Source organism: Pseudomonas sp. Lz4W (assembly GCF_000346225.2).
In the GTDB taxonomy this organism is placed as follows: Bacteria; Pseudomonadota; Gammaproteobacteria; order Pseudomonadales; family Pseudomonadaceae; genus Aquipseudomonas; species Aquipseudomonas paraversuta.
The window spans coordinates 3,253,317-3,278,903 of record NZ_CP017432.1 but is presented as its reverse complement, the minus strand read 5'-3'; the positions used below and the strand labels follow the sequence as shown (position 1 = coordinate 3,278,903).

Genomic DNA, 25,587 nt, shown 5'->3' with positions numbered 1-25,587 from the left:
GTCAGCGCTTGGCGGTTAGCGGTTAACTGCTAACCGCCAAGCGCGGTCCTGCGGCCCGCATCGCTGCCTTCGTGCCTCGTCAGCGTCAGGTTTATTTGTCGCGGATCGAGAAGTTGGCCATGTGCTCCAGGCCCTTGATCAGTGCCGAGTGATCCCAGTTGCTGCCACCCAGGGCGGCGCAGGTGCTGAACACTTGTTGTGCGTTGGCGGTGTTGGGCAGGTTGATCCCCAGCTCGCGGGCACCGGCCAGCGCCAGGTTGAGGTCTTTCTGGTGCAGGCTGATGCGGAAGCCCGGATCGAAAGTGCCTTTGATCATGCGCTCGCCATGCACTTCGAGGATTTTCGAAGAGGCAAAACCGCCCATCAGGGCCTCACGAACCTTGGCCGGGTCAGCGCCGTTTTTGGCGGCAAACACCAAGGCTTCAGCCACCGCCTGAATGTTCAGGGCGACGATGATCTGGTTCGCCACTTTGGCGGTCTGACCGTCGCCGTTGCCGCCGACCAGGGTGATGTTTTTGCCCATGCTCTGGAGCAGGGACAGGGCGCGGGCGAAGGTCTTTTCGTCGCCGCCGACCATGATGCTCAAGGTGCCTGCCTTGGCCCCGACTTCACCACCGGAGACCGGCGCGTCCAGGTATTGCGCGCCTTTGGCGTTGATCTTTGCGGCGAAGGCTTTGGTCGCAGTGGGGGAGATCGAGCTCATGTCGATCACCACTTTGTTCGGGCTCAGGCCGGCAGCGATGCCGTCCTCGCGGAACAGCACGTCCTCGACCTGGGGGGTGTCCGGGACCATGACGATGATGAACTCGGCCTCCTGGGCGACTTCTTGCGGGCTGGCCAGGGCGACCGCGCCAGCGGCCACCAGATCGGCAGGAGCTGCACCGTGGTGGGTGGACAGGAACAGGCTGTGCCCGGCCTTTTGCAGGTTGCTGGCCATGGGTGAGCCCATGATGCCGGTGCCGATAAATCCGATTTTAGCCATGACAAATCCTCTTGTTTTTATTTGCAGCTGATGCAGGTCCGTGGGAGCTGGCTTGTCAGCGATGCGGTGTTTCCGTTTTCGCCGGGTGATCCAATCGCTGGCAAGCCGGCTCCCACAAAAGACCCGTAGTCGCGCTTAAACCGCGTTGTGGGTTTTGAGCCACGCAAGACCGGCTTCGGTGCTGGTCAGCGGCTTGTATTCGCAGCCGACCCAGCCTTGATAGCCAATACGGTCAAGGTGCTCGAACAGGAAGCGATAATTGATCTCGCCGGTGCCGGGTTCGTGGCGCCCCGGGTTGTCGGCCAGTTGGATGTGGTTGATCTGCGGCAGGTGCGCCTGCATCGTGCGGGCCAGATCCCCTTCCATGATTTGCATGTGATAGATGTCGTATTGCAGGAACAGGTTGGCACTGCCGACCTTGTCCTGAATGGCCAGTGCCTGCTTGGTGTTGTTCAGGTAGAAGCCCGGAATGTCGAGGGTGTTGATCGACTCCATCACCAGCCTGATCCCCGCCGCCTGCAGCTTGTCGGCGGCGTACTTGAGGTTGCTGACCAGGGTTTTTTCGACCTCGGCCTCGGCCACGCCCTGGGGGCGAATTCCGGCCAGGCAGTTGATCTGGTCGTTGCCCAGGACTTGTGCATAAGCGAGGGCCAGATCGACCCCCGCGCGAAATTCTTCAACCCGGTCCGGGTGGCAGGCAATGCCGCGCTCGCCCTTGGCCCAGTCACCGGCCGGCAGGTTGAACAGCACCTGGGTCAGTTTGTTGGCGTCGAGCTGTGCCTTGATCTCGGCGGAGCTGTAGTCGTAAGGAAACAGGTATTCAACGCCGTGGAAACCAGCATTGGCAGCCGCTTGAAAACGGACAAGGAAATCCTGTTCGGTGAACAGCATGGACAGGTTGGCGGCAAAACGCGGCATGGTGAACTCCTGTGAAAAGGGGATGCCCCTCCCCGAAGTGAGAGGGGCGCAGTCAGTCAGTCAAGCATCGAAATGGCGGTCGGCGCGTCGTTGCCTACCAGCGCCAGGTCTTCAAATTCATTGACTGCGTTGATTTCAGTGCCCATCGAAATGTTGGTCACACGCTCCAGAATGATTTCCACCACCACCGGTACGCGGAACTCCTTGATCAGCTCTTGAGCCTTGCGCAGTGCCGGCTGGATGTCGTTCGGTTCGAAGACCCGCAGTGCCTTGCAGCCCAGGCCCTGGGCGACGGCTACGTGGTCGACGCCATAGCCGTTGAGCTCCGGAGCATTGAGGTTATCGAAAGACAGCTGTACGCAGTAGTCCATTTCAAACCCGCGCTGTGCCTGGCGAATCAAGCCCAGGTAGGAGTTGTTCACCACCACATGGATGTACGGCAAGTTGAACTGTGCGCCGACGGCCAGCTCTTCGATCATGAACTGGAAGTCGTAGTCGCCGGACAGGGCCACGACATTGCGCTGCGGATCGGCCTTGACCACCCCCAGGGCTGCCGGAATGGTCCAGCCCAGCGGGCCGGCCTGACCGCAGTTGATCCAGTGGCGCGGTTTGTACACGTGCAGGAATTGCGCACCGGCAATCTGCGACAAACCGATGGTGCTGACGTAGCAGGTGTCTTTGCCGAACACCTGGTTCATCTCTTCGTACACCCGTTGCGGTTTGACCGGCACGTTGTCGAAGTGGGTCTTGCGGTGCAGGGTGGCTTTGCGCTGCTGGCAGTTTTGTAGCCAGGCGCTGCGGTTTTTCAGGATGCCGGCGGCTTTCCATTCCCGGGCTACTTCAAGGAACATCCTGAGCGCCGAGCCGGCGTCGGAAACGATGCCCAGGTCGGGAGTAAATACCCGGCCAATCTGGGTCGGTTCAATGTCGACGTGGATGAATTTGCGGCCTTCGGTGTAGACATCGATCGAGCCGGTGTGGCGGTTGGCCCAGCGGTTGCCGATGCCCAGCACCAGGTCGGATTTGAGCAGGGTGGCGTTGCCGTAGCGATGGGAGGTTTGCAGGCCGACCATGCCCACCATCAGCGGGTGATCGTCGGCAATGGTGCCCCAGCCCATCAGGGTTGGAATGACCGGGATCCCGGTCAGCTCGGCAAACTCCACCAGCAGTTCACTGGCGTCAGCGTTGATCACGCCACCGCCACTGACCAGCAGCGGGCGCTCGGCCTGGTTGAGCAGGTGCAAGGCTTTCTCGGCCTGGATCCGGGTCGCCGTCGGCCTGGACAGCGGCATCGGTTCGTAGGCGTCGATATCGAATTCGATTTCTGCCATTTGCACATCAAACGGCAGATCGATCAGCACCGGGCCGGGACGCCCGGAGCGCATTTCGTAAAAGGCCTTCTGGAAGGCATAAGGCACCTGGCCCGGCTCCATGACCGTGGTTGCCCACTTGGTCACGGGCTTGACGATGCTGGTGATGTCCACGGCCTGGAAGTCTTCTTTATGCATCCGCGCACGCGGGGCCTGGCCGGTGATGCACAGAATCGGGATCGAGTCGGCAGAGGCGCTGTACAGGCCGGTCACCATGTCGGTCCCGGCGGGGCCGGAGGTGCCGATGCACACGCCGATGTTGCCGGCTTTGGTGCGGGTATAACCCTCGGCCATATGCGAGGCGCCTTCGACGTGGCGAGCAAGGACGTGATCGATGCCACCGACCTTTTGCAGGGCAGAGTACAGCGGGTTGATCGCGGCGCCCGGGATACCGAATGCGGTATCGACACCTTCGCGACGCATCACCAGAACGGCGGCTTCGATTGCTCTCATTTTGCTCATCGTTTTGTGCCTCTTACGTTTTATAATTGTATACAAGTGGCTGTTTGGCGAGTGTATTCATGCTCCGGTGCGCAGGTCAATGGGTTTTGTAGAATCAGTTTGTAATAGCCGATCCCCCTTGTAATAGGGCACAAGGCCTAATGATTTAGGGTTTTCCTTTTAAAAATTGTATACAAATAAATTATTTATTGTGTTCTATTGGTTGCATCGAGTTCGCCCATAGAGGCGCGCGAAAGGCTTTCCAATAACAAAATAAGGACGGCAACCATGAGTGCTTTAACCTTGAAAGTCGCTTTAGACCTGACCGCACAGGCCTTGAACACAGGGCGCCGGATAAGCGCCGCCCCATTGACCGTGGCGGTGCTGGACAGCGGCGGGCATTTGTTGGCGCTGCAGCGCGAAGATGGCGCCAGCCTGCTACGGCCCAGCATTGCCATTGGCAAGGCCTGGGGCGCGATTGCACTGGGTAAGGGCTCGCGTTTGCTGGCGCTGGATGCACAGCAGCGCCCGGCGTTTTTCGCCGCGCTGAACGGCATGGGCCAGAGTGACGTGGTGCCTGCGCCGGGCGGGGTACTGATTCGCGATGCTCAGGGGCAGGTGATAGGCGCCATGGGTATCAGCGGCGATACCTCGGATATTGACGAGCAATGCGCCATCAGTGCGATAGAAGCCCAGGGTTTGCGGGCGGATGCGGGGGTGGCGGTGTAGTCCGCTATTGGCTCGCCGCTTGTTGTAGGAGCGAGCTTGTCTCGCGATCTGTTTTAAAGGCTCGCGAGGCAAGCTCGTTCTTACAGAGGGCAGGGGGTGGGCAGTCCTGTGCCTCGCGTCTGTTTTAAAAGCTCGCGAGGCAAGCTCGCTCCTACAGGGGCAGGGGCAGGGGCAGGGGCAGGGGCAGGGGGTGGTCAGTCCGGTGCACAGCCCTTGAGCACCAGGCGGATGATGGTCTGGGCCGCGGCTTCGTAGTCGCTGTCTTGCAGTTTGGCTTTGCCGGTGATGGCCGAGATCTGCCAGTCGAAGTCGGCATAGGTCTGGGTCGCTGCCCAGATACTGAACATCAGGTGATGGGGGTCGATCGGCGCAATCTGGCCACGGTCGATCCAGGTCTGGATGCAGTCAATGTTGTGTTTGGCCTGGACGTTCAACAATTGCACCTGCTGCTCGCTCAGGTGCGGGGCGCCATGCATGATTTCGCTGGCGAACACTTTTGAAGCAAAGGGCAGGTCGCGGGAAATCATGATTTTGGAACGGATGTAATTGCTCAGCACGGCATTGGGTTCGCCGTCGGCATTGAACGGGGTCGATGCGCGCAGAATAGGGTCGATAATGCTTTCGAGGACCTCGCGGTAGAGGTTCTCCTTGGATTTGAAGTAGTAGTAGACATTGGGCTTGGGCAAGCCTGCCTTGGCGGCGATGTCGCTGGTTTTGCTGGCGGCGAAACCCTTGTCAGCGAACTCTTCGCTGGCGGCACGCAAAATCAGTTCTTTATTACGCTCGCGGATACTGCTCATAAACCCGATATTTCCTTGCCTGGTTGGGCGGTCGGGCATGGTAGCACCGGGCTTGCGAGCTGCTCAAGATTGCAGCCTGAGGGCTGGCACGCGCTATGCTTGGCACCATTCAATCTGGAAGGGAAGTTTGCCCATGGCAGGCAGTAGTTTACTGGTGTTGCTCGACGATATCGCCGCAGTCCTTGATGACGTCGCGCTGATGACCAAAGTGGCCGCCAAAAAGACCGCCGGGGTGCTGGGGGATGACCTTGCACTCAACGCGCAGCAGGTCTCTGGCGTAAGGGCCGACCGGGAGTTGCCGGTGGTGTGGGCGGTAGCCAAAGGCTCGTTTCGCAACAAGCTGATTCTGGTGCCCGCGGCGCTGGCCATCAGTGCGTTTGCGCCGTGGGCCGTGACGCCGCTGTTGATGCTGGGCGGTGCTTACCTGTGTTTTGAGGGTTTTGAAAAACTCGCCCATCCGTTTATGCACAGCAAGGCCGAAGATCAGGGCAAGCACCAGGCGTTGCAACAGGCGGTGGCCGATGCAGAAGTCGATCTGGTGGCTTTCGAGAAAGACAAGGTCAAGGGGGCCATACGCACCGACTTCATTCTGTCGGCCGAAATTATCGCCATCACCCTGGGAATCGTGTCCGAGTCGCCGTTGCTGCAGCAGGTCGTCGTGCTCAGCGGTATCGCCATCGTGATGACGGTGGGGGTTTATGGCCTGGTGGGCGGCATCGTCAAACTGGATGACGCCGGCCTGTACCTGAGCCAGAAAACCGGTGATGGTGTGTGGTCAGGTTTCCAGCGCAGTTTCGGCCGCGGTTTGTTGAGTACCGCGCCGTACATGATGAAAAGCCTGTCGGTGATCGGCACCGCGGCCATGTTTATGGTCGGTGGCGGCATCCTCACCCACGGCGTACCTGCGGCCCATCACTGGATCGAAGGCGTGGCTGCAAGCAGCGCCCAGTGGCTGGGTGTGGTCTCGGCCATAGTCCCGACCCTGCTCAATGCCGTGGCCGGCATTGTTGCCGGCGCGGTGGTGCTGGCCGTGGTGGCGGGCGTGAGCAAGGTCTGGCGCGCCATCAAAGGCTAGGACGAACCGTGGTGCTGCGTTGCAACAAGCGATAACCCAGTACGGCAACCAGCAGCATCACGCTCCCCGCCGCCAGCGATACGCCAAACCCGGCCTGGGCACCGTAAGCATCAATGACCCAGCCGCCAAGCACGGCGCCCAGGGCAACCCCCATGCCCAGGCCGGTGATCATCCAGGTCAGGCCTTCGGTGAGCTTGGCCGGCGGCACTATGTTTTCCACCAGGCCCATGGCGGTAATCAGGGTCGGGGCGAAGAACAGCCCGGCGACAAACATGGCGCCGGCCAGGGTGGCGATGCTGTCGGCCCACATCAGCGGCACCATGGTCAATGCGGTGGCCAGCGCACCCAGCAGGAACAGTTTGGGCAACGGCATGTTCAGCTTGAGCGTGCCGAACACCAGTCCGACGATGCACGATCCCAATGCGTACACCGACAGCACAATACTCGCGGCGGCGGGTTGGCCTTGCTGTTGGGCGAAGGCAACACTGACCACATCCACGGTGCCGACAATCGTCCCCAGCCCCAGCAATGCCAGGAGCAATATCATCACTGCACCCTGACTCAGGACGGTGCCGTTGTTGTCGGCGCTGCGCGGGTGCACGGGTGGCTCGGTTTTGCGTTGCAGTACAAATGCAGTGACCCCGATCGCGAGGAAAATGGCGGCCGCCAGAGGGCCGGCCTGGGGAAACAGCGCCACGCTCAGCCCCACGGAAATCGGCGGGCCAATAATAAAACTCACCTCATCGAGTACCGATTCGAACGAGAACGCGGTATGCAGTTTGGGCGAGCCGCGAAACAACTCGGTCCAGCGTGCGCGGACCATCGCCGACATGCTGGGAATGCAGCCGGCCAGCGCGGCGAAGACGAAGAGAGTCCAGTCCGGCGCCGCGAAATGACTGCACAGCAGCAATGCCAGCAACGCCCCCACGCCGATGGCGCTAATGCCGGGCAGCACGCGGCCCTGGCCGTATTGATCGACCCAGCGCGAGATCTGCGGTGCCAGCAATGCCATGGACAAGGCAAAGGTTGCTGCCACGGCACCAGCCAGCCAGTAGGAGTCGCGCAGTTGCGCCAGCATGGTAATGATGCCGATCCCGACCATGGAAATCGGCATGCGGGCGAGCAGGCCCGCACCGCTGAAAGCCTTGGTGCCGGGGGCGCTGAAAATCTCGCGATAAGGGTTGGCCATACAAGCTCCGGAACAGTCATCTGACCGCGTCACATACGCGGCGTATGCAGAAATATACGCATACGCTGCGTATGTCAATTAACATACGCGACGTATCTGAAAGTAGGGGGACAGGCATGGCGCCCAAAGTGCGGTCACAAATGATTGAACAAACCCGTGGCAAGCTGCTCGATGCAGCGCGTCAGGCGTTTGGCTCGATCGGTTATGCGCAGACGTCGATGGATGAACTCACTGCTTCGGTGGGGCTGACCCGGGGTGCGCTGTATCACCATTTTGGCGACAAGAAGGGGTTGTTGCAGGCCGTGGTGCAGCAAGTCGATGCCGAGCTGGATGTACAGCTGGCAGAGGCCTTTGCCCGGGCGGCGAGCCCGTGGGACGGTTTTAAAGGGCGTTGTCGGATGTTTCTGGAAATGGCACTGCAGGTGGAGGTGCAGCGGATCATGCTGCGCGATGCGCCGTCGGTGCTGGGGTCGCAGTACCTGCAGAGCAGCCAGTCGGACTGCAGCGCTTCAATGGCGGCGATGCTACAAGGCTTGATGGACACCCGGGTGATTCAGGCCACCGATCCCGAAGCCCTGGCACGGTTGATTCAGGGTGGCTTGATGGACCTGTCGTTCTGGATTGCCGGGGCCGACAACCCGCCACAGCGTCTGGCGGCGTCTCTGGACAGCCTGGACCTGATGCTGCGCGGGTTGCTGCTGGCGCCCCAGGCGCAGTGAAGCGCCCGGGGCCCGGGTATCAGAAGTGGTACTTGACCAGCAGGCTCGCAGTGTCCTGATTGGTTTTGAACGCGCCGCTGTCTTCGATGCCGTATTTGTTTTTCCAGTAGTCGTATTCAATACCGACGTACAACTGCTTGGCGCCCCAGCTCAAAGCCTTGCCCAGGTCATATTTGATCTGCGGGTTGAAGTGCAGGTTGGCGTGGTAGGTGCCGCGCGAGTTCTGGTCGTTGTCGACCACCCAGTCCATGTAGCCGTCGATCAGCACATCGGAATTGCCCAGGGGCAGGGTGTAGGACCACACCGGGGTGATCTGCCACACGCCACGGCCGGCACGGTTGCCTTCAGGGAAGCGCTGGTAGAAGTTCAGCTGGAAGTAGTCGAAGCCCGGTACGTTCAGGTCGAAACCCGGACCGATCAGGTAGGCATCGGTGTCGCCTTCGCCGAACTCGTAAGTCATGGCCAGCAGCACGTCTTTGATTGGACCGAACTCAAACTTCTGGTCGAAGATCTTGCCCATCGACAAACGCGGGGTGAACTCGCCGTAGTAAGTGTTCGGGCCTACGTTGCCATCTTTTTTACCGTTGTAAAAAATACGGTCGACGAAGAGAAAGTTGTCACCGTACTTCCAGCTGTCAGCGTGCTCGAAGGTCAGGGTCTGTTGAATTTTCGGGTTGACCTGGAAGTCCTTGCCGTACAAGTAAGTCAGGCTGTTGGTTTGCCATTGCAGCAGGTCGCCGGCAACTGCCGGTGCCCCGCCAAGCATGCTCCCCGCAAGCATCAGGCTGGTCAGAATGCGCTTCATTCGGTTGCTCCAAAAATTAAAAATTCTGCATTGATAAGAACGTAACGCTCTGTTCCGGCGCCTTGATTCCTCTGTTTAAAACTTGCCCTTTCGGTCAACTTTAATACCTGTAGCAAGTGCCGGGCCACGGCGGTTTGGCGGCCAACGTAAATCCCTCGGCTGTCGTCTGACAGTTGAGTGGATAGAGCGCTAAGGCGGCCGTAAACCCTTGGTTTAACTGTATTAAGTTGGCTTTGAAGTCAGCTTTGAACAACGCTCACCCGTGAGCGGGCGCGCAGGATACGGGCTCCGGGGCCGGTACTCAAGTGCCCTGTCATTGCGCATGTCGGGCAATCACAGGGCATCGCAGAGGCTTGATCTAGAAGTGCACTTTCACCAGGGCGCTGGCAGTGTTCTGATTGGTGTCCAGACGGCTGCTGCTATCGATGCCGTACTTGTCCTTCCAGTAACTGTATTCGATGCCGACATACAATTGTTTTTCACCCAGATTGAGGGCTTTGCCCAGGTCGTACTTGATCTGCGGATTGAAGTGCAGGTTGGCGTGGTAAGTGCCCCGTGAGTTGCGGTCGTTGTCCACCACCCAGTCCATGTAGCCATCGATCAGCAGGTTGGAGCGGCCCAAGGGCAGGGTGTAGGAAAACGACGGAGTGATCTGCCAGGTTCCGGTGCCGGGACGCGGCCCTTCGGTGTGACGGCGATAGAAGTTGAGGGTGAAATAATTGAACCCGGGTACCGCCAGGTCAAAGCCCGGGCCGATCAGGTAGGCCTCGCTGTCGCCTTCGCCGTACTCGTAAGTCATGGCCAGCAATACATCCTTGACCGGACCGAACTCCAGTTTCCGCTCGAATATCTTGCCGAACGACAGCCGCGGGCTGAACTCGCCGTAATAAGTGTGCGGACCTTTGTTGGGGTCGGCTTTGCCGTTGTAGAAAATCCGGTCGACAAACAGGAAGTTGTCGCCGTATTTCCATTTATCGGCATGTTCAAAGGTGAGGGTTTGCTGGATCGAAGGGTTGATCGCGAAATTCTTGCCGTACAGATACGTCAGGCTGTTGGTTTGCCATACAAACAGATCACCGGCCATGGCCTGGCCGGCAGCCAGAAACCCACCCGCGAGCGTGATGCCCCAGTGTTTGCAGTTCATGGGTAATTCCCTTTTTTATTATTTTTAATACCGATGCGCCGATGCACTGTAGGAGCGAGCTTTTCGTTGCTGCGTTAAAAGCTCGCTCCTACAGACAGGCAGATGGGGCATCAGTGCTGATGCACGTGCCCGCTCATGGCAGCGCGACCGGCGCCGCCCAGCACATTGAACAACAGGTTCAGGCTGACCGCGCTGACGGCGGCCATGGCAATGCCGCTGTGGGTGATGGGGCCCATCCACAGTGGCAGGTGGGCGAAGAACTCCGGCCGTACCACCGGAATCAGGCCCATGCCGATACTTACCGCCACCAGCAATTGATTGCGTCGGTCGGCAATGTCCGCTTCCTGAAGGATCTTGATCCCCGTGGCTGCCACCATGCCGAACATGGCGATGGCTGCGCCGCCCAGTACGGCTGGCGGAATCGAGGCCACCAGATAGGCTGCCTTGGGCAGCAGGCTGAGGGTAATCAGGAATACCCCGGCCATGATGGTTACCGAGCGGCAACGTACGCCGGTCATTTGCACCAGACCGATATTCTGGGCGAAGGAGGAGTGGGTAAAGGTGTTGAAGAAGCCGGCCAGGAACGAAGCCCCGGCATCGCACAGCAAGCCGCGGCGCAGCATGCGCGGGGTTACCTCCTGGCCGGTAATTTTGCCCAGGGCCAGAAACATCCCGGTGGACTCGACAAAAATGATCACCACCACCAGACACATGGACAGGATCGGTGCCAGATGGAATTCAGGCATGCCGAAGTGCAGCGGGGTGACCACCTGGAACCACGGCGCCAGACCGATGCCGTTGAGGTCGACCATGCCCAGTGCGCCGGACAATATATAACCCAGGGCCATGCCGATCAGCACCGAAATGTTGACCCAGAAGCCACGCATGAAACGGTTGATCAGCAGGATGGTGGCCAGCACCAGTGCGGCGATGGCCAGGTACATCGGTGAGCCGAACTGTGCCGCGGCACTGCCGCCACCGGCCCAGTTCACTGCCACGGGGAACAGTGACAGGCCAATGGAGGTGATCACGGTGCCGGTCACCAGCGGCGGGAAGAAGCGCACCACCCTGGACATGAAGGGCGCGATGATCATCCCGAAAAAACCGGCAGCAATGGTTGCGCCGAAAATCCCGGTCATGCCGATACCCGGCATTCCGGCCATGGCCACCATGCTGCCGACTGCAGCGAAACTGGCGCCCATCATCACGGGCATGCGAATGCCCATGGGGCCGATGCCCATCGACTGGACGATGGTTGCGATCCCGGCCACCAGCAGGTCGGCGTTGATCAGGAAAGCGATCTCTTCGCGGCTAAGGCCCGCGGCCTGGCCGATAATCAGCGGTACGGCAACGGCGCCGCCATACATCAGCAGCACATGCTGCAAGCCGACCAGAATCAATTGCAACAACGGCAACCGCGCCAGGGGAGGCGGAGCGGTTATGGCGGGTATGCGTGGTTCGGTTAATTCGGACATGCAACACCTCGTTCATTTTTATTGTTGTGAGCTTGTGGTGTGTTTCTGTGACCGCGCCATGGCTGCGGTCACAGAAGGTGTGCGTCAGTTGGTGCGGGCTCCGGTGTTGATCCAGGCGCCCAGAAGGTCACGTTCCTGTTGGGTCATCTGGGTGATGTTGCCCAGCGGCATGATCTGGCTGGCGACGGCCTGGGCCTGAATCCGCGGTGCCATCAACTGGATTTGTTGTGCGGTGTCGAGCATCACGCCCCCGGGGGCCGCGCTGAACAGCGGGCTGGTGGGTGTGGCCGAATGACAGACCGCGCAGCGTTCCTGAATCACGGCGTGCACCTTGTCGAAATCGACGCTGGCCACCGGTGCTGGCGCTGCAGCAGGTGCAGTGACAGGCGCCGGCGCGGTAGCGGGTTTGGCGCCACTGACTGCGGTTTCAGGGATGGGCTGATACTTGATCACCTTGGCCACTTCGGGGGCGGTTGGTGCAGGCTTGGGGCCGGTGACGTATGCCAGGCAGATCATGCCCAGGGCCGCGACCGGCAAGGTCCAGGCAAATTTGTGGCTGTTATGGCGGGTGTTGAAGTAATGGCGTACCAATACTGCCAGCACCGCAATCCCGGCCAGGATCAACCAGTTGTAGGCACTGCCGTAGGTGCTGGGGAAGTGGTTGCTGATCATGATGAACAGCACCGGCAAGGTGAAGTAGTTGTTGTGACGCGAACGCAGCAGGCCTTTGGCCGGCAGGGCCGGATCGGGCGTACGGCCTTCCTTGATCGCGGCCACCAGAGCCCGCTGGGCCGGCATGATGATGCGAAACACGTTACCGACCATGATGGTGCCGATAATGGCGCCCACATGCAGATAGGCGCCTCGGCCGCTGAACACCTTGCTCAGGCCGAATGCAGCAGCTACCAGCAGTACGAACAGGATCAGGCCGAGCAGCGCCGGGCGTTTGCCCAGAGCCGAATCGCACAGAAAGTCGTAAATGAACCAGCCGGCAATCAATGAACCAATGCCGATGGCCACCGCTTGCGGGCCGCTCAGGCTGCTGCCGGGAGCGATCAGGTAAAGTGCCGGGTTGAAGTAGAACACCAGGCACAGCAGGGCGATGCCCGACATCCAGGTGAAATAGGCCTCCCATTTAAACCAGTGCAGGTTGTCCGGCATGGTAGGGGGGGCCAGCTTGTATTTTTCGAGGTGGTAAATGCCGCCGCCGTGGATGGCCCACAAGTCGCCGGCCAGCCCCTCTTTTGGGTTGTTGCGGTTGAGGTTGTTTTCCAGCCAGACAAAATAAAACGACGCGCCGATCCAGGCCACACCGGTAATCATATGAATCCAGCGTACGCTCAGATTCAGCCATTCCATCAGATGTGCTTCCACAGTCTCTACCTCTTGCCTGTCACTCTTGCGTGAGTGATCAGACCTTCTCTTATTGGTGGGGGGCGAGGATCAATCGCTCATCCTCTTTGAAGAAATGCTCATCGCAGTTATTGCCTGTGCCACTGCGATCAACCACCAGGAAGTCATCCCGCTTTTCGATCGTCAGCACCGGATGGTGCCAAACGCCGCGATGGTAATTAATGCCCTGCCTGCCATTACTGACAAAGGCGCGGACCAAGCCTGATACAGGTTCATCGCCAAGTGGCGCGACCACGATCAGAAAGGGGTTGCCGAGCAGCGGGATGAAAGCCTGACTGCCCAACGGATGGCGCTCCAGCATGCACACGGTCAGCGGCATGTCCTGCGCATCGGCGCGGAAAATGCTGATGATGGCCTTGTCTTCCGGCTGCGCGGTTTCGACTTCGGCCAGACGATGAAAGCGCATGGTCGAACCGTTGTTGATCATGAAGTGGTCGCTGCCGTCGGTTTCAATAACGTCACCGAAGGGGGCGAAGGCTTCTTTGGTCAGCGGTTCAATCTGCAATGTGCGCATGGTCTGTCTTCTTTTCCGGATTCTGTGGTGTTGGATCTGTTGTTGTCGCTGGCAAGCCGGCTCCCGCATTGGCATATGCCTGTGGGAGCCGGTTGACCGGCGACGGGGTTATTCCTTATTTAGCGACCTTGCCCAGGATACGCAGGCGGCTTACACCACCGTCCGGGAACAGGTTGAGGCGAATGTGAGTGATCGGGCCCAGGGCTTTGATCTGCTCGCTGAAGCTGTGCTCGGCGTGCATTTCCATCTTCTGTGCAGGCAGCAGTTCACGCCAGAACAGCGATTGGGTTTCGATCTGGCTGTCAGTGCCGCCTTTGACGAACGCGCCCTGAATCGAGCAGGTGTCCGGGTAGTTGCCCTTGAAGTGCAGGGTGTCGACGATGATTTTTTCGATCTCGCCGGCATGCCCCAGCGCCACGATCACCCAGTCGTTACCCGGGGTGCGGCGGCGTGCGGTTTCCCAGCCGTCGCCCATATTGATGCCGCGGCCCGGGTTGAGGATGTTGCTCATGCGGCCGAAGTGTTCGTCGGAGCAGGCCAGGGCACGGCCACCGTTCAGGGCTGCGGCAAGGTCGACCTGTTCGTTGTCGCCCACTGCCGACCAGTCACGGAACGGCACGCCGTACACGCGAAGACGGGCTACGCCGCCGTCCGGGTAGATGTTGAAACGCAAGTGGCTGAAGGCCTGGTCATTGCTGATTTCGTGGTAGTGGTGGCTGTTGCCTTGCAGTTCGACCGCGGACAGCACTTCAACCCACTGGGTGTTTTCGTTGGGCTCGCCCTGGGCCAGAAAGCAGGCTTCAAGGGAAGCAGACGGCGGGAAGTTGCCGGTGAAGAATGAAGTGTCGATGTCCACGCCTTTGATCGAGCCGGGTACGCCCAGGCGGATCACCGCGCTGTCATAGCCTTCGAAGCGCTTGCGACGGGACTCCCAGCCGTCCATCCACTTGCCGTTGTCATCGAAAACGCCCTCCTTCCATACGGCCGGGGTCGGCTGGAACATGCGGTTGGCGTCAGCGAACCAGTCATCGGTCACCGAGATAATCTTGGTGCCTAGACGGGCATCGGCCAGGTTGACGAACTTCTCGAAAGGTACGGCGTAAGCTTTCATTCTTCTGGTCTGCCTTTAAATAAGTGGCTGGAGATGCGTGACCGGCAGGTGCCGGCTCGGCTTAGAGCTGGAGTAATCGGAACAGGGCTATTTTGTTGATTTGCGCCAACGCACATTTGAACTCGACGTCTGCCGGGTTGTGGATGCGGGTCTCGAACGCGGCGAGGATCTGGTGCCGGTCGCTGCCTTTTACCGCCATGATGAAGGGAAACTTGAACTTGGCTTTATAGGCCTCGTTCAGCTCGGTGAAGCGCTGAAACTCTTCTTCCGTGCATTGGTGAATACCGGCGCCAGCCTGTTCATGGGTGCTGGCTTCGGTCAGTTGGCCCTGTACGGCAGCTTTGCCCGCCAGGTCCGGGTGAGCATTGATCAGTGCCAGCTGACTGGCGTGATCGGCGCTCAACAAAATGTCACTCATGCGCTGGTGCAGGGTTTCGATCTGGTCGACGCTGCTGTCCAGACCCAGGTCGTAAGCCTTTTCGGCGACCCAGGGCGAGTGTTCGTAAATATCGGCAAAGGCTGCCACGAACGCTTCACGACTCAGGGTTGAAGGCTTGAGAGTTTTGAAGGTGCTCATTGGCCGGTCTCTGCAACAAAAGGGTGGGTGGCGTGCCAGTGCCGGGCGATGTCCACGCGGCGGGTGAACCAGACCTGTTCGTGGCCCCTGGCGTATTCAAGGAAGCGCTTGAGGGCGGCGAGACGCGCAGGGCGACCAATGAGGCGGCAATGCAGGCCGATCGATAGCATTTTCGGCGACTCTGCGCCTTCGGCGTACAGCACATCGAAAGCATCCTTGAGGTACTGGAAAAATTGCTCGCCGGTGTTGAAACCCTGCACCTGGGTGAAGCGCATGTCATTGGTGTCCAGGGTGTAAGGGATCACCAGATGCGGCTTGCCGGTGGGGTTGTTGGGTTCCCAGTAGGGCAGGTCATCGTCGTAGGTGTCAGAGTCATACAGAAAACCGCCTTCTTCCATCACTAGCCGCCGGGTATTGGGGCCGGTGCGGCCGGTGTACCAGCCCAGCGGACGCTCGCCACTGATTTCGGTGAGGATGCGGATGGCTTCGAGCATGTGTTCGCGCTCGAGGGCTTCATCCATGTACTGGTAGTCGATCCAGCGATAACCGTGGCTGCAAATCTCATGTCCGGCGGCAACCATGGCCCGGATTACGTCAGGGTGACGTTGGGCCGCCATGGCTACGGCGAACACCGTGAGCGGGATATCGAATTCGCGAAACAGCTTGAGCACGCGCCATACGCCGGCACGGCTGCCGTATTCGTACAGGGACTCCATGCTCATGTTGCGCTCGCCCTGCAGCGGCTGCGCCGAAACCATTTCCGAGAGGAAGGCTTCTGATTCTTTGTCGCCGTGGAGGATGTTGCGCTCGCCGCCTTCTTCGTAGTTGAGTACGAAAGACAGGGCGATGCGGGCGTTGTCCGGCCAATGCGGATGCGGAGGGTTGGGACCGTAACCAATCAGGTCGCGTGGGTAGTCAGCGCTCACTCAATCTTCCTTATTGTTTAGTTAACAGTCGATTGGCCAGACCTGGCGTCACTGTGATGGCCTGATTGTATACAACTTTGCAATACGTTTGTAACCCTGCTTTTGCGCATTTTTACCATGCTTTGTGCGGGAAAGGTACTTGCAAAAAACTTGCCTGATTGGTCAGCTTATGAATATAAAGTCTTTGGCTGCAGCGGTGTTCAAGGAATACGGGGTCCAGGCCTTATGCGCTGTGGCCTGGGGTAATTTGCGTTTTTAATTGTGTACAATTTTTTTAATAAATGTCTTAATCCAGGCTGCGCCGGATCTTTTGACGGGTCAAAAGGGTGCAGCGCCAGTTTTATTTACCGGTTCGGGGAGGTCGCACACGCAATGGGACGTTTGACTACGCACGTTTTGGATGCCGCACACGGTTGTCCGGGCAGTTCGATCAAGGTCGAGCTGTATCGGGTGGAAGGTTCGCAGCTGCAACTGGTCGCCACGGCGCAGACCAATAGCGATGGCCGTTGCGACGCACCGTTGCTGGAGGGTGACACTTACCGTTCAGGGGTTTATCAGTTGCAGTTCAGTGCCGGTGACTACTACCGCGCACGGGGTGTGCAGTTGCCGGAGCCGGCATTTCTGGATGTGGTGGTGCTCAGATTCGGTATCAGTGCCGAGCAGGATCACTACCATGTGCCGCTACTGATTTCGCCGTACAGCTATTCGACGTATCGCGGCAGCTAGGTTTTTCGATCTGCGCATGTGGTTATTTGCCCGCTCGCACTGCGGGCTTTTTTTTGCCCGCAATGTGCGCCAAGCCTGTAGGAGCGGGTTGTTAAAAAGCTCGCCCCTACAGGTGTTATTGCCGGCTTTAGCGGCTCAGCAAAGACGCGGTGCCCGCCACGCCGAACAGGCCGGCACTGATACGGTTGAACCAGCTCTGGCCCTTGCCGCTGCGCAGGTAGCCCGCCGCGCCGTGTGCGCCCAGGCCGTAGGCCAGCTTGCAGAGCAGGTCCAGCACGGTCCAGGTGGCAATCATCACCAGTAACTGCGCCAGGAAAGGCTGATCGGGATCAAGAAACTGCGGCAGAAATGCGGCAAAGAACAGAATGTCTTTCGGATTGCTGGCGCCCAGTACGAACGCGCGTCCAAACAGGGCACTGAAGCGCGGTTTTGGTGCGGCGGCCGGTACGTTGACGGCGGTGGCCGGTTGCCGCGATTGCTTCCAGCTTTGCCAGGCGAGGTAGAACAGGTACAGCGCACCGACGATCTTGAGCGCGCTGAACAACTGCTCCGAGGCCAGCAGCAGGGCCCCCAGCCCCAGTGCCGAAGCGCTGAGCAGGCAAATCGAGGCAATCACGCCACCCAGAAAGGCGGGGTACGAGCGGCGCAGGCCGTAGTTCAAACTGTTGCTGATCATCAGTAACGACAACGGCCCCGGGATAAGGATCACCACCAGTGCCGCGCTGCTGAACAGCAGCCAGGTTTCCAGACTCATTACGTGCTCTCCCTCTTCTAAAAAAGCAAACGCCCCGCACCGGGCGGGGCAGGTCGATATTGCCCTGTTTACAGGTAAATAAACTTGGCAATGAAAATGGCGCAGAGCACCCACAGGCTCACGGATATCTCGCGGTACCTGCCCGTGCCGGCCTTGAGTGCAACGTAGCTGATAAAGCCAAGGGCTATACCGTCAGCCACCGAGAAGGTCAGGGGCATCATGATCATGGTCACAATCGCCGGGATGCAATCGGTAGGTTCGCTCCAGTTGATGTGCTCCATGCCGCCCATCATCAGCATGGCCACGTAGATCAGCGCTCCGGCAGTGGCATAGGCGGGAATCATGCCAGCCAGCGGGGCAAAGAACATCGCGGCGACAAACAGTACGCCCACGGTCACGGCGGTGAGCCCGGTACGTCCGCCGGCCGCAACGCCTGCGGCACTTTCGACATAGCTGGTGACGGGCGGTACACCGACCACTGCCCCAAATACGCTGGACGCACTGTCAGCCTTGAGGGCGCGGGACAGGTTTTCGATCTTGCCATCCGCTTTCACCAGTCCGGCGCGCTGGGCCACTCCCATCAAGGTGCCGGCGGTGTCGAACATGTGCACAAACAGGAAGGCCAGGACCACGCTGATCATGCTGACGTTGAACACGCCCTTGAGGTCCATCGCCATCCAGGTCGGTGCCAGGCTGGGCGGGGCGGACATGATGCCGTTGTAGTGCACCAGATCCAGGCCCCAGCCCGCCAGAGTGACGGCGATGATGCTGATCAGGATTGCGCCGAACACCCTGTGATAGCTGAGAATCGCGATCATCAGAAAGCACACGGCGGCCAGCAGCGGAGCGGGGTCGCGCAGTGAGCCGAGCTTGATCAGGGTGGCCGGGCTGTCGACGATGATGCCCGAGGTTTTCAGGCCGATGATTCCCAGAAACAGGCCGACGCCGGCACCCATGGCGTAGCGCAGGCTGGCGGGGATGCTGTTGAGCAACCATTCGCGGACCCGTGACAGGGTCAGAATCAAAAACAGCACGCCGGAGATAAACACTGCACCAAGGGCGGTTTCCCAGCTATAGCCCATGGTGCCGACCACGGTGTAGGTAAAGAACGCGTTGAGGCCCATGCCTGGCGCCAGGCCTACCGGCCAGTTGGCATAAAGCCCCATCAGCATGCTGCCCAGCGCAGCGGCGATGCAGGTCGCGACAAAGGCTGCGCCATGGTCAATCCCGGCATCGGCCATGATGTTGGGGTTGACGAAGATGATGTAGGCCATGGTGATAAAGGTGGTCAACCCGGCAATCAGCTCGGTTTTGACCGTAGTGCCATGCAGCGACAGTTTGAACAGGCGCTCCAGCCAGCCTCGGGAGGCGGGCGGTGAAAGATCCAGGGCGGGTGCTTCTGACTTTTGGCTGTCCACGGTGATGTCCTCAGGCTTTTATTTTTGTAAGGGCGCTGTTTGAGGCGGGCGATGCTTTTCCTGACCTTTGAGTCAGAAATCTGTGTGTGACGAGGATTATGCTTTTGTATACAAAAAAAGCAAATAATGTTTTTCGGATTGTGATCGAAATATAAGCTCTGTTGGAGCGAGCTTGCTTGCGAGCTCTGCGTTATTGCATTGAAAAGCTCGCTCCTACAGATAGGCAGCTGTCAGGCCTGGCGGCTTTGGCCTAAAGCCTGATTGATCGCCAGCCAGCCATTGACCGCGTCTTCACCCGCCTGGGCAAATACCCGTTGCAGCAATTTGACTTGCTCGCGGCGCAGGGCTTTTTCGAAACTGACGCCGTCAGCCGTGAGTTCCAGTAGCCGCTTGCGCTTGTCGGTCTCGGGGGCAACGCTGCGTACCAGGTTCATCTCGATCAACTGGCGTAATGGCGTATTCAATGCCTGCTTGCTGACCCCCAGCAATACCAGCAGTTCCTTGACGCTCACCCCGGGGTAGTGGGCGATAAAAAAAACGATGCGCTGATGCACCCGACTCAGCCCGCGGCGGGCCAGCATTTCATCGGCTTTGGCGGTAAATGCTTGATAGCCAAAGAAGAAGGCTTCCATGGCGGCGCGCTGAGTGGTTGGATTTTTAAGGTCAGGCATATTGACGTATCTAGGCTGCGCGGCGTAATTTCGGTCAATCAGTTTGACTTATTTCCAATTACTTCCGCTACCGGTGATCTGTATGGCCTTCTCCGAACGTGTTTCCCGCCTGAAAAGCTCTTTGATTCGCGAAATTCTGGCTGCGGCCCAACGTCCGGAAGTCATGTCTTTCGCCGGCGGACTACCGGCCGAGGCCATGCTGCCCAAGGTCGACTGGACCGACATGCCGGCCTCGATGGGCCAATATGGCATGAGCGAAGGCGAGCCGGCCCTGCGTGAAGTACTGGCCGCAGAAGCCCGCGCCCTGGGGGTTGATTGTGATGCGAGCCAGGTGATGGTTCTCAGCGGTTCGCAACAGGCCCTCGACCTGGCGGCCAAGCTGTACATCGACAAGGGCACCGAAATCATGCTCGAAGCGCCGACCTACCTGGCGGCGCTGCAAATTTTTCAATTGTTCGGCGCCGAGTGCCTGAGCTTCCCGTTGCAAGCCGATGGCCCTGATCTGGCGGCCCTGCGGGTGCAGCTGGAGCAACATCGCCCGGCGTTCATCTACCTGATCCCGACCTTCCAGAACCCGTCTGCCGTGCGTTACAGCGAAACCAAGCGTGACGCCGTAGCGGCATTGCTGGACGAGTTCGGTGTGACCCTGATCGAAGACGAGCCGTACCGCGAACTGAATTTCGATGGCGGCAGCGCCACGCCGATTGTCAGCCGCCTGAAAAAAGCCAGCTGGATCTACACCGGCACCGTGTCCAAAACCCTGTTGCCGGGGCTGCGTGTGGGCTTCCTGATTTCCAGCCCGGACCTGTTCCCGCATCTGTTGCGCCTCAAGCAGTCGGCGGACTTGCACACCAACCGTGTCGGTCAGTGGCAGGCCTTGCAGTGGATCGGCACCGAGAAAATGAGCAACCACCTGGCTGAGCTGCGGGACTTCTATCGCGTGCGTCGCGATGGCTTTCAGCTGGCGCTGCAAGAGCATTTCTCGGACCTGGCTGACTGGCATGTGCCGCAGGGCGGGCTGTTCTTCTGGCTGACCCTCAAGCAGCCGTTTGACACCCGTACCTTGCTCAAGCCGGCGCTGGAGCAAAATGTCGCTTTCATGCCGGGCGAACCGTTCTTTGCCAATCCGGATCAGAATGTCGGCAGCCTGCGTCTGAACTTCAGCCATATCGACCCTGAGCGCCTGCACGAAGGTCTCAAGCGTCTGGCTAACGTGATTCGTCAAGCACAGGCCGCCCAGGCGGCCTGAAGGAAGTTGCGATGTTCAAGGTCTATGGCGATTACAACTCGGGCAACTGCTACAAGATCAAGCTGATGTTGCATTTGCTGGGTCTTGAGTATCAGTGGTTCGCGGTGGACATTCTCAAGGGCGAAACTGAAACCCCGGAATTTCTGGCGAAAAACCCCAACGGCAAAGTGCCGGTGCTGGAGCTCGAAGACGGCACCTGCCTTTGGGAGTCCAACGCGATTCTCAACTACCTGGCCGACGGCAGCGAGTTCTTGCCCGGTGAGCCCCGGCTGCGTACGCAAGTGTTGCAGTGGCAGTTTTTCGAGCAATACAGCCATGAGCCTTACATTGCAGTGGCGCGGTTTATCCAGTTGTACCTGGGGTTGCCCGAGGAACGTCTTGAGGAATACCGCAAACTGCAAAAGCGCGGTTACAAGGCGTTGGACGTGATGGAACAGCAGCTGGCCCGCACTCCGTATCTGGTGGGCGATCACTATTCGATTGCGGACGTGACGCTGTATGCCTACACCCACGTGGCAGATCAGGGCGGATTTGACCTGAGCGGCTATCCGGGCATTCAAGCCTGGCTGCAACGGGTGGCCAGCCATCCGCGGCATGTGGGGATGCTTGATTGAGATACAGGACAGGTTGAAAGCCGGCCCTGTAAATTGGACTGCTGTGCAGTCCTCCGCTCGCCACAGGTAGGGTGTCAGGCCTTGAATGAGCAGTAAGGAGCCCAAGGGCTCCTTTTTTGCGTCACTGTTTTTCCAGCAGCCATTGGCGTGGACCCGGAGTGAGCTGGGGGATTTCGTCGGGCAGTGACAGGTTGATCGCCTTGAAAATCTCCAGCTGCTTGCCATGACGGACGAAAATCCATCCTTCCCCGATATCACCCTTGCCCAGGTAGAGGGTGTCATTGCCGGCACCTTGATTGGCGCAATCGCCTCCCAGGCACAACTCATACCGGTCATTTTGTCCCAGCCCTGTCACACCGCCATCATCTTTGAACGCAACGGTGTTACCGGTACCCGGGCCTTCAACGATCCTCCACTGACCACCCATATAGGCTGCGTTCAATGCCTGCCGGAAATTCGTGTCCGTCCTGGCGCCGGCGACGGACCGGGCCGGACGTGAGAAAACCTGGGCTGCGTAAGTTTTTGTGGGTTGCTGGATCAGTTGTTTGCCATTCAGTTGCAGTTCGTTGATCAAATGTCCGTCGTGGTAAATGGCCCAGGTGCCGGGAGCCTTGGGCAGCAATTGGCCTTCGTTCAGCTCGAATGCATTGCGAAATTGTACTTTGCCGTTACGGGTGTCGATGTTCCATTCCAGGTTCATGCCGTGGGCATCAATGGCCTGCAGCAAGGGCCTGCCCTGGGCGGCTGAATCGATGGCCGCCTGATTGATCCATAGTCCGTTGATGTCGGACGTTTGCGGCTCATGACTGCAGCCGCCCAACAGGATCAGGCTCAGGGCAAGTAATTTTCGCATGGGGATTATCTGCACAAGGTTGGACGGTGATGACGCTGACTGAACCAGAAGCAACCCGCAGTCGCTGAAGATACACCAGGGCTGCGATCGGGCGGAGCCCGCAAAACCTGAGCTCGCAGCCTTGGTTCCCCGTCAGCGAGTACGGGTCACAGGAGGTTAAACGTTGGCAAAACGCTGGTTCAGGTAATCGATGATGACTTTGGAGTCGTACATCCAGGTGGTCTTGCCGTCTTCTTCGATCCGCAGGCACGGGACTTTGATCTTGCCCCCTTGCTCCAGCAGCGTCTGGCGGTCCTGTTCGTTGTTCTTGGCGTCGCGCAGTGCCACTGGTACGTTCAGGCGGCGCAGGGTGCGGCGGGTTTTTACACAGAACGGGCAGGCATGGAACTGGTACAGGGTCAGGCTTTTGGCGGCCTCGTCAACCTGGGCCTGAGCCGCTGCCGGGCGTTGCTTTTTGCCGGGACGGGTTATGAAATCGCCAGCGATGATCAGCTGACCCAGGCCTACGCGAAGCGCTTTGATAAACACAGTAAAAGCCTCATGGGCGAGAAAGAAGGGGCGCAGCTTACCTGAAATCGGCAGGCGAAAAAAAACCGGCGATCAACGCCGGTCTTTCTGACTGGGGATATTACTTGATCAAGCTGAGAAACTCGCTGCGGGTGGCCGCGTTTTCGCGGAACTCACCCAGCATCACCGAGGTGATCATCGACGAGTTCTGTTTCTCGACACCGCGCATCATCATGCACATGTGCTTGGCTTCAATCACTACGGCCACGCCCAGCGCACCGGTAACCTGCATCACCGCATCGGCAATCTGCCGGCTCAGGTTTTCCTGAATCTGCAGGCGACGGGCGTACATGTCGACTATCCGTGCCACTTTCGACAGGCCCAGCACTTTGCCGCTCGGAATGTAAGCGACGTGAGCTTTGCCGATAAACGGCAGCAAGTGGTGTTCGCACAACGAGTAAAGCTCGATGTCCTTGACCAGTACCATTTCGCTGTTGTCAGAGCTGAACAAGGCACCGTTGGTGACTTCTTCCAGGGTTTGCTCATAGCCGCGGCAAAGGTACTGCATGGCTTTGGCGGCACGCTTTGGCGTATCCAGCAGGCCTTCACGGGAAACGTCTTCGCCGAGTTGACCGAGGATCGCGGTGTAGTTTTGTTCCAGGGACATTAATCTACCTGTGGGATTTTTCGCAAAGAGTAAGGGTACGGGGGCTGGCACGGCGCTGCAAGTGTGGTGATAGGGTGTTACTCGTCGCGACCATCCATCATGGTGCGCTTGAGCATGACGTAAACCGCGCCGGCGCCCCCATGCCTGGCCTGGCAGGAGCAGAACCCCAGCACTTGCGAGTGTTGGCGCAACCATGTGTTGACGTGACTTTTGATCATTGGTCGCTTGCCGTCCAGGCGCACGGCTTTGCCGTGGGTGACGCGGACACAGCGCACTTCAAGGCGGGAGGCTTCGCCCAGAAACTCCCACAGGGTTTCGCGGGCCTTTTCGACGGTCATGCCGTGCAGGTCAAGACTGCCTTCGAAGCTGATCTGGCCGAGTTTGAGCTTGCGCATCTGGCTTTCTTGCACGCCGTCCCGTGACCAGTTCAATTGGTCTTCGGGGCCGACATCAATCACAAACTGGTCCGACAGGCCGTCGATGATCGTGGCATTGGTGCGCACGGTCGCGTTCTGGCGCAGTTTGGCCAGTTGTGCCCGGTCGGATTTGGGTTTGCCGGTATCGGCACGATCATGCTTGATCGGCTTTACACCGCGAGTCTCGTTTTTGAACAGGGAAAAGTCGTCGTCTTGCATGTCAGCCTCCGCGAAGGGCGGCTAGTTTACCCAAGTCGACGACAATCGGGCGGCGGATATGCCTCAGTCGCGCTTTTTCATCAGGTGCGCAGCCATGCTCAGCCCAAACGGCTGGCGCATCCGGCGACGGCGGCGGCGCCAAAGCCAGACACCCAGCCAGCTGATCAGTATTCCGAATACCAGCACTACGATCGCCCCGGCAGGGCTGGCGTTGAGCTCGCCCAACGCCTCTGGATGGCCAATCAGGCTACTGGCGCCGGCCAGTAGCAATAGCACGCCGCACAGCGTCAGCAGGGCGGCAAAAAGCAGCACCAGACGCGAACGCCAGTTGCTGTGTGCCTTGGGACGCAAACGTCGCGCGTCAAAACCATCGGCGATCTTCATTCCGATCTTTCCTTAAAGGGTATCGGCCCTTCGACAGGAACATGGACAGGTTGTTCCTGAGATGCGCTGAAAAGGGGAGCGTGCTGGCAATGGAATGTCTCGATAGGCGGCTTGAGCAGCCCGCCTATCAGGAGCGGACGGGATCAAATCAGGTTTTTGGTCAGGGTCAGGGTGGCGAAGTTGTCATTCATGATTGCCATCTCGGTTTTCTGTACCTGCGCGGCGCTGATAATGCCATCCGGAGTAGGCAGGTCGCGTGTGGCGCAGGCATCTTCGACCAGGGTGCAGCGCAAGCCATAGTCTTTGGCGGCGCGAACCGTGGTGCTGACGCTGGAGTGGCTCATGAAGCCGCAGACAATCACATCCAGGGAGCCCAGGTTTTCCAGGGCTTTTTGCAGGCCGGTGTCATTGAAGGCGTTGGGCATGCGTTTTTCGATGATCAACTCATCACCTTGAGGCTCCAGGCCCTTGATGAACGCGCCGCGCTCGCCTTGAGGGTCGAACATGCCGCCCACCGTGCCCAGATGGCGGATATGAACCACGGGGCGCTTGGCCTTGCGGGCCGCGTCGAGCAGAAGGGCGATATTGGCGGTGGCGGCTTCCATTCCGGACAAGGCCAGAGGCCCGCTCAGGTATTCATTTTGCGCATCGATGATCAGCAGGCTGGCGTTGCTCAGGCTGGCAGCGGCATAACCACGTCCAGTGAGTTGAAACATCGTCTTTAAAGCGGGCATTCGAGGGGCTCCTTTGAGTGGGGCTTTTGCGACATTCTCCACTGGCCGGGCGCTTATGTGAATGGCTAGTCGTGTAAGCCACGTGGTTCTTGGCCTACAGCGCAGCCAGAGGTGAGCGCCGGAGTGCCCAAGTGTACGAAATGGAGTGATTTTGGGTTTTTGCGCAGCTGTTATGTGCGTCCGGCTT

The 25,587-nt window shown here is 59.1% G+C and carries 28 protein-coding genes; 6 read left to right on the top strand and 22 right to left on the bottom strand.

What is annotated here, in order from left to right; all coding sequences use genetic code 11:
• Nucleotides 1-91 precede the first annotated feature (91 nt).
• From B195_RS14900 to gcl, 3 genes are all read right to left on the bottom strand, one after another.
• Nucleotides 92-982: a 2-hydroxy-3-oxopropionate reductase gene (locus tag B195_RS14900; protein ID WP_003441938.1), complete on the bottom strand. Its 891-nt coding sequence runs from the start codon at nt 980-982 to the stop codon at nt 92-94.
• A 135-nt stretch (nt 983-1,117) separates the two neighbouring features.
• Nucleotides 1,118-1,900 carry a hydroxypyruvate isomerase gene (gene hyi, locus B195_RS14895; RefSeq protein ID WP_003441941.1) on the bottom strand — a complete coding sequence of 261 codons (783 nt, stop codon included), beginning with the start codon at nt 1,898-1,900 and terminating at the stop codon, nt 1,118-1,120.
• 56 nt (nt 1,901-1,956) lie between these two features.
• A complete protein-coding gene (gcl, locus tag B195_RS14890) occupies nt 1,957-3,732 on the bottom strand; it encodes a glyoxylate carboligase (protein ID WP_003441945.1) in 1,776 nt (591 codons plus the stop codon).
• Between the two features lie 267 nt (nt 3,733-3,999).
• Between gcl and B195_RS14885 the strand changes: the two genes are divergently transcribed.
• Nucleotides 4,000-4,440 (top strand): heme-binding protein, encoded by a 441-nt coding sequence (locus tag B195_RS14885; RefSeq protein WP_003441948.1) that lies wholly within the window; start codon nt 4,000-4,002, stop codon nt 4,438-4,440.
• Between the two features lie 194 nt (nt 4,441-4,634).
• On the opposite strand, the gene B195_RS14880 is transcribed toward B195_RS14885, so the two are convergent.
• Nucleotides 4,635-5,240 carry a TetR/AcrR family transcriptional regulator gene (locus B195_RS14880; protein WP_003441950.1) on the bottom strand — a complete coding sequence of 202 codons (606 nt, stop codon included), beginning with the start codon at nt 5,238-5,240 and terminating at the stop codon, nt 4,635-4,637.
• A gap of 133 nt (nt 5,241-5,373) precedes the next feature.
• Between B195_RS14880 and B195_RS14875 the strand changes: the two genes are divergently transcribed.
• Nucleotides 5,374-6,315: a DUF808 domain-containing protein gene (locus tag B195_RS14875; protein ID WP_003441952.1), complete on the top strand. Its 942-nt coding sequence runs from the start codon at nt 5,374-5,376 to the stop codon at nt 6,313-6,315.
• Here B195_RS14875 and B195_RS14870 read toward each other — a convergent pair.
• Complete coding sequence (locus B195_RS14870; protein WP_003441954.1) at nt 6,305-7,504, bottom strand: MFS transporter; 1,200 nt, start codon at nt 7,502-7,504, stop codon at nt 6,305-6,307. The two genes, B195_RS14875 and B195_RS14870, sit on opposite strands and share 11 nt — an antisense overlap.
• 116 nt (nt 7,505-7,620) lie before the next feature.
• Between B195_RS14870 and B195_RS14865 the strand changes: the two genes are divergently transcribed.
• On the top strand, nt 7,621-8,223 hold the full coding sequence (locus tag B195_RS14865; protein ID WP_003441956.1) for a TetR/AcrR family transcriptional regulator: 603 nt from the start codon (nt 7,621-7,623) through the stop codon (nt 8,221-8,223).
• A gap of 19 nt (nt 8,224-8,242) precedes the next feature.
• On the opposite strand, the gene B195_RS14860 is transcribed toward B195_RS14865, so the two are convergent.
• The 8 genes from B195_RS14860 to puuE form a co-directional block, all read right to left on the bottom strand.
• On the bottom strand, nt 8,243-9,028 hold the full coding sequence (locus B195_RS14860; protein WP_003441958.1) for an outer membrane protein OmpK: 786 nt from the start codon (nt 9,026-9,028) through the stop codon (nt 8,243-8,245).
• A gap of 358 nt (nt 9,029-9,386) precedes the next feature.
• Nucleotides 9,387-10,172 (bottom strand): outer membrane protein OmpK, encoded by a 786-nt coding sequence (locus B195_RS14855; RefSeq protein ID WP_003441959.1) that lies wholly within the window; start codon nt 10,170-10,172, stop codon nt 9,387-9,389.
• 110 nt (nt 10,173-10,282) lie between these two features.
• Entirely contained in the window at nt 10,283-11,647 is a 1,365-nt protein-coding gene (locus B195_RS14850) for a nucleobase:cation symporter-2 family protein (RefSeq protein WP_003441961.1), read from the bottom strand.
• Between the two features lie 84 nt (nt 11,648-11,731).
• Nucleotides 11,732-13,021: a urate hydroxylase PuuD gene (locus tag B195_RS14845; protein ID WP_003441964.1), complete on the bottom strand. Its 1,290-nt coding sequence runs from the start codon at nt 13,019-13,021 to the stop codon at nt 11,732-11,734.
• Between the two features lie 49 nt (nt 13,022-13,070).
• The gene (locus B195_RS14840) at nt 13,071-13,574 is read right to left on the bottom strand and encodes an ureidoglycolate lyase (RefSeq protein ID WP_003441966.1); all 504 of its coding nucleotides are present in this window, start codon (nt 13,572-13,574) and stop codon (nt 13,071-13,073) included.
• A 115-nt stretch (nt 13,575-13,689) separates the two neighbouring features.
• Nucleotides 13,690-14,685, bottom strand: a complete 996-nt coding sequence (alc, locus tag B195_RS14835; RefSeq protein ID WP_003441968.1) for an allantoicase — start codon at nt 14,683-14,685, stop codon at nt 13,690-13,692.
• 61 nt (nt 14,686-14,746) lie between these two features.
• Nucleotides 14,747-15,262 carry a 2-oxo-4-hydroxy-4-carboxy-5-ureidoimidazoline decarboxylase gene (gene uraD, locus B195_RS14830; protein WP_003441971.1) on the bottom strand — a complete coding sequence of 172 codons (516 nt, stop codon included), beginning with the start codon at nt 15,260-15,262 and terminating at the stop codon, nt 14,747-14,749.
• Nucleotides 15,259-16,188: an allantoinase PuuE gene (puuE, locus tag B195_RS14825; protein ID WP_003441974.1), complete on the bottom strand. Its 930-nt coding sequence runs from the start codon at nt 16,186-16,188 to the stop codon at nt 15,259-15,261. Before puuE ends, uraD begins: the two co-directional genes overlap by 4 nt.
• A gap of 372 nt (nt 16,189-16,560) precedes the next feature.
• Between puuE and uraH the strand changes: the two genes are divergently transcribed.
• Complete coding sequence (gene uraH / locus B195_RS14820) at nt 16,561-16,914, top strand: hydroxyisourate hydrolase (protein ID WP_003441977.1); 354 nt, start codon at nt 16,561-16,563, stop codon at nt 16,912-16,914.
• Nucleotides 16,915-17,041: 127 nt separating this feature from the next.
• Here uraH and B195_RS14815 read toward each other — a convergent pair whose 3' ends face one another.
• From B195_RS14815 to B195_RS14805, 3 genes are all read right to left on the bottom strand, one after another.
• Nucleotides 17,042-17,668, bottom strand: a complete 627-nt coding sequence (locus B195_RS14815; RefSeq protein WP_003441992.1) for a LysE family translocator — start codon at nt 17,666-17,668, stop codon at nt 17,042-17,044.
• A gap of 68 nt (nt 17,669-17,736) precedes the next feature.
• Entirely contained in the window at nt 17,737-19,086 is a 1,350-nt protein-coding gene (locus tag B195_RS14810) for an NCS2 family permease (protein WP_003441995.1), read from the bottom strand.
• Between the two features lie 230 nt (nt 19,087-19,316).
• Complete coding sequence (locus tag B195_RS14805; protein ID WP_003441996.1) at nt 19,317-19,757, bottom strand: MarR family winged helix-turn-helix transcriptional regulator; 441 nt, start codon at nt 19,755-19,757, stop codon at nt 19,317-19,319.
• Between the two features lie 82 nt (nt 19,758-19,839).
• Between B195_RS14805 and B195_RS14800 the strand changes: the two genes are divergently transcribed.
• Nucleotides 19,840-21,006 carry a PLP-dependent aminotransferase family protein gene (locus B195_RS14800; RefSeq protein ID WP_003441999.1) on the top strand — a complete coding sequence of 389 codons (1,167 nt, stop codon included), beginning with the start codon at nt 19,840-19,842 and terminating at the stop codon, nt 21,004-21,006.
• An 11-nt stretch (nt 21,007-21,017) separates the two neighbouring features.
• Nucleotides 21,018-21,620: a glutathione S-transferase family protein gene (locus tag B195_RS14795; protein WP_003442001.1), complete on the top strand. Its 603-nt coding sequence runs from the start codon at nt 21,018-21,020 to the stop codon at nt 21,618-21,620.
• Between the two features lie 121 nt (nt 21,621-21,741).
• On the opposite strand, the gene B195_RS14790 is transcribed toward B195_RS14795, so the two are convergent.
• The 6 genes from B195_RS14790 to B195_RS14765 form a co-directional block, all read right to left on the bottom strand.
• The gene (locus B195_RS14790) at nt 21,742-22,473 is read right to left on the bottom strand and encodes a hypothetical protein (RefSeq protein WP_003442005.1); all 732 of its coding nucleotides are present in this window, start codon (nt 22,471-22,473) and stop codon (nt 21,742-21,744) included.
• Nucleotides 22,474-22,629: 156 nt separating this feature from the next.
• Nucleotides 22,630-23,001, bottom strand: a complete 372-nt coding sequence (locus B195_RS14785) for a glutathione S-transferase N-terminal domain-containing protein (protein WP_003442008.1) — start codon at nt 22,999-23,001, stop codon at nt 22,630-22,632.
• A gap of 100 nt (nt 23,002-23,101) precedes the next feature.
• Nucleotides 23,102-23,647 carry a GTP cyclohydrolase I FolE gene (gene folE, locus B195_RS14780; protein ID WP_003442011.1) on the bottom strand — a complete coding sequence of 182 codons (546 nt, stop codon included), beginning with the start codon at nt 23,645-23,647 and terminating at the stop codon, nt 23,102-23,104.
• A gap of 77 nt (nt 23,648-23,724) precedes the next feature.
• Nucleotides 23,725-24,282, bottom strand: a complete 558-nt coding sequence (locus tag B195_RS14775) for a Smr/MutS family protein (RefSeq protein ID WP_003442014.1) — start codon at nt 24,280-24,282, stop codon at nt 23,725-23,727.
• A gap of 63 nt (nt 24,283-24,345) precedes the next feature.
• Nucleotides 24,346-24,666: a hypothetical protein gene (locus B195_RS14770; protein ID WP_003442017.1), complete on the bottom strand. Its 321-nt coding sequence runs from the start codon at nt 24,664-24,666 to the stop codon at nt 24,346-24,348.
• Between the two features lie 143 nt (nt 24,667-24,809).
• A complete protein-coding gene (locus B195_RS14765; RefSeq protein WP_003442020.1) occupies nt 24,810-25,400 on the bottom strand; it encodes a cysteine hydrolase family protein in 591 nt (196 codons plus the stop codon).
• Nucleotides 25,401-25,587 lie beyond the last annotated feature (187 nt).

Excerpts from the sequence above, each read along its gene's own strand:
- B195_RS14770 (WP_003442017.1), bottom strand. The coding sequence starts at position 24,666 with ATGAAGATCGCCGATGGTTTTGACGCGCGACGTTTGCGTCCCAAGGCA.
- hyi (WP_003441941.1), bottom strand. The coding sequence starts at position 1,900 with ATGCCGCGTTTTGCCGCCAACCTGTCCATGCTGTTCACCGAACAGGAT.
- B195_RS14885 (WP_003441948.1), top strand. The coding sequence starts at position 4,000 with ATGAGTGCTTTAACCTTGAAAGTCGCTTTAGACCTGACCGCACAGGCC.
- B195_RS14880 (WP_003441950.1), bottom strand. The coding sequence starts at position 5,240 with ATGAGCAGTATCCGCGAGCGTAATAAAGAACTGATTTTGCGTGCCGCC.
- B195_RS14795 (WP_003442001.1), top strand. The coding sequence starts at position 21,018 with ATGTTCAAGGTCTATGGCGATTACAACTCGGGCAACTGCTACAAGATC.
- B195_RS14870 (WP_003441954.1), bottom strand. The coding sequence starts at position 7,504 with ATGGCCAACCCTTATCGCGAGATTTTCAGCGCCCCCGGCACCAAGGCT.
- B195_RS14855 (WP_003441959.1), bottom strand. The coding sequence starts at position 10,172 with ATGAACTGCAAACACTGGGGCATCACGCTCGCGGGTGGGTTTCTGGCT.
- B195_RS14840 (WP_003441966.1), bottom strand. The coding sequence starts at position 13,574 with ATGCGCACATTGCAGATTGAACCGCTGACCAAAGAAGCCTTCGCCCCC.
- B195_RS14765 (WP_003442020.1), bottom strand. The coding sequence starts at position 25,400 with ATGCCCGCTTTAAAGACGATGTTTCAACTCACTGGACGTGGTTATGCC.
- folE (WP_003442011.1), bottom strand. The coding sequence starts at position 23,647 with ATGTCCCTGGAACAAAACTACACCGCGATCCTCGGTCAACTCGGCGAA.
- B195_RS14865 (WP_003441956.1), top strand. The coding sequence starts at position 7,621 with ATGGCGCCCAAAGTGCGGTCACAAATGATTGAACAAACCCGTGGCAAG.
- B195_RS14790 (WP_003442005.1), bottom strand. The coding sequence starts at position 22,473 with ATGCGAAAATTACTTGCCCTGAGCCTGATCCTGTTGGGCGGCTGCAGT.
- B195_RS14860 (WP_003441958.1), bottom strand. The coding sequence starts at position 9,028 with ATGAAGCGCATTCTGACCAGCCTGATGCTTGCGGGGAGCATGCTTGGC.
- B195_RS14805 (WP_003441996.1), bottom strand. The coding sequence starts at position 19,757 with ATGCCTGACCTTAAAAATCCAACCACTCAGCGCGCCGCCATGGAAGCC.
- B195_RS14900 (WP_003441938.1), bottom strand. The coding sequence starts at position 982 with ATGGCTAAAATCGGATTTATCGGCACCGGCATCATGGGCTCACCCATG.
- B195_RS14775 (WP_003442014.1), bottom strand. The coding sequence starts at position 24,282 with ATGCAAGACGACGACTTTTCCCTGTTCAAAAACGAGACTCGCGGTGTA.
- B195_RS14875 (WP_003441952.1), top strand. The coding sequence starts at position 5,374 with ATGGCAGGCAGTAGTTTACTGGTGTTGCTCGACGATATCGCCGCAGTC.
- uraH (WP_003441977.1), top strand. The coding sequence starts at position 16,561 with ATGGGACGTTTGACTACGCACGTTTTGGATGCCGCACACGGTTGTCCG.
- B195_RS14850 (WP_003441961.1), bottom strand. The coding sequence starts at position 11,647 with ATGTCCGAATTAACCGAACCACGCATACCCGCCATAACCGCTCCGCCT.
- gcl (WP_003441945.1), bottom strand. The coding sequence starts at position 3,732 with ATGAGCAAAATGAGAGCAATCGAAGCCGCCGTTCTGGTGATGCGTCGC.
- B195_RS14800 (WP_003441999.1), top strand. The coding sequence starts at position 19,840 with ATGGCCTTCTCCGAACGTGTTTCCCGCCTGAAAAGCTCTTTGATTCGC.
- alc (WP_003441968.1), bottom strand. The coding sequence starts at position 14,685 with ATGAAAGCTTACGCCGTACCTTTCGAGAAGTTCGTCAACCTGGCCGAT.
- B195_RS14815 (WP_003441992.1), bottom strand. The coding sequence starts at position 17,668 with ATGAGTCTGGAAACCTGGCTGCTGTTCAGCAGCGCGGCACTGGTGGTG.
- uraD (WP_003441971.1), bottom strand. The coding sequence starts at position 15,262 with ATGAGCACCTTCAAAACTCTCAAGCCTTCAACCCTGAGTCGTGAAGCG.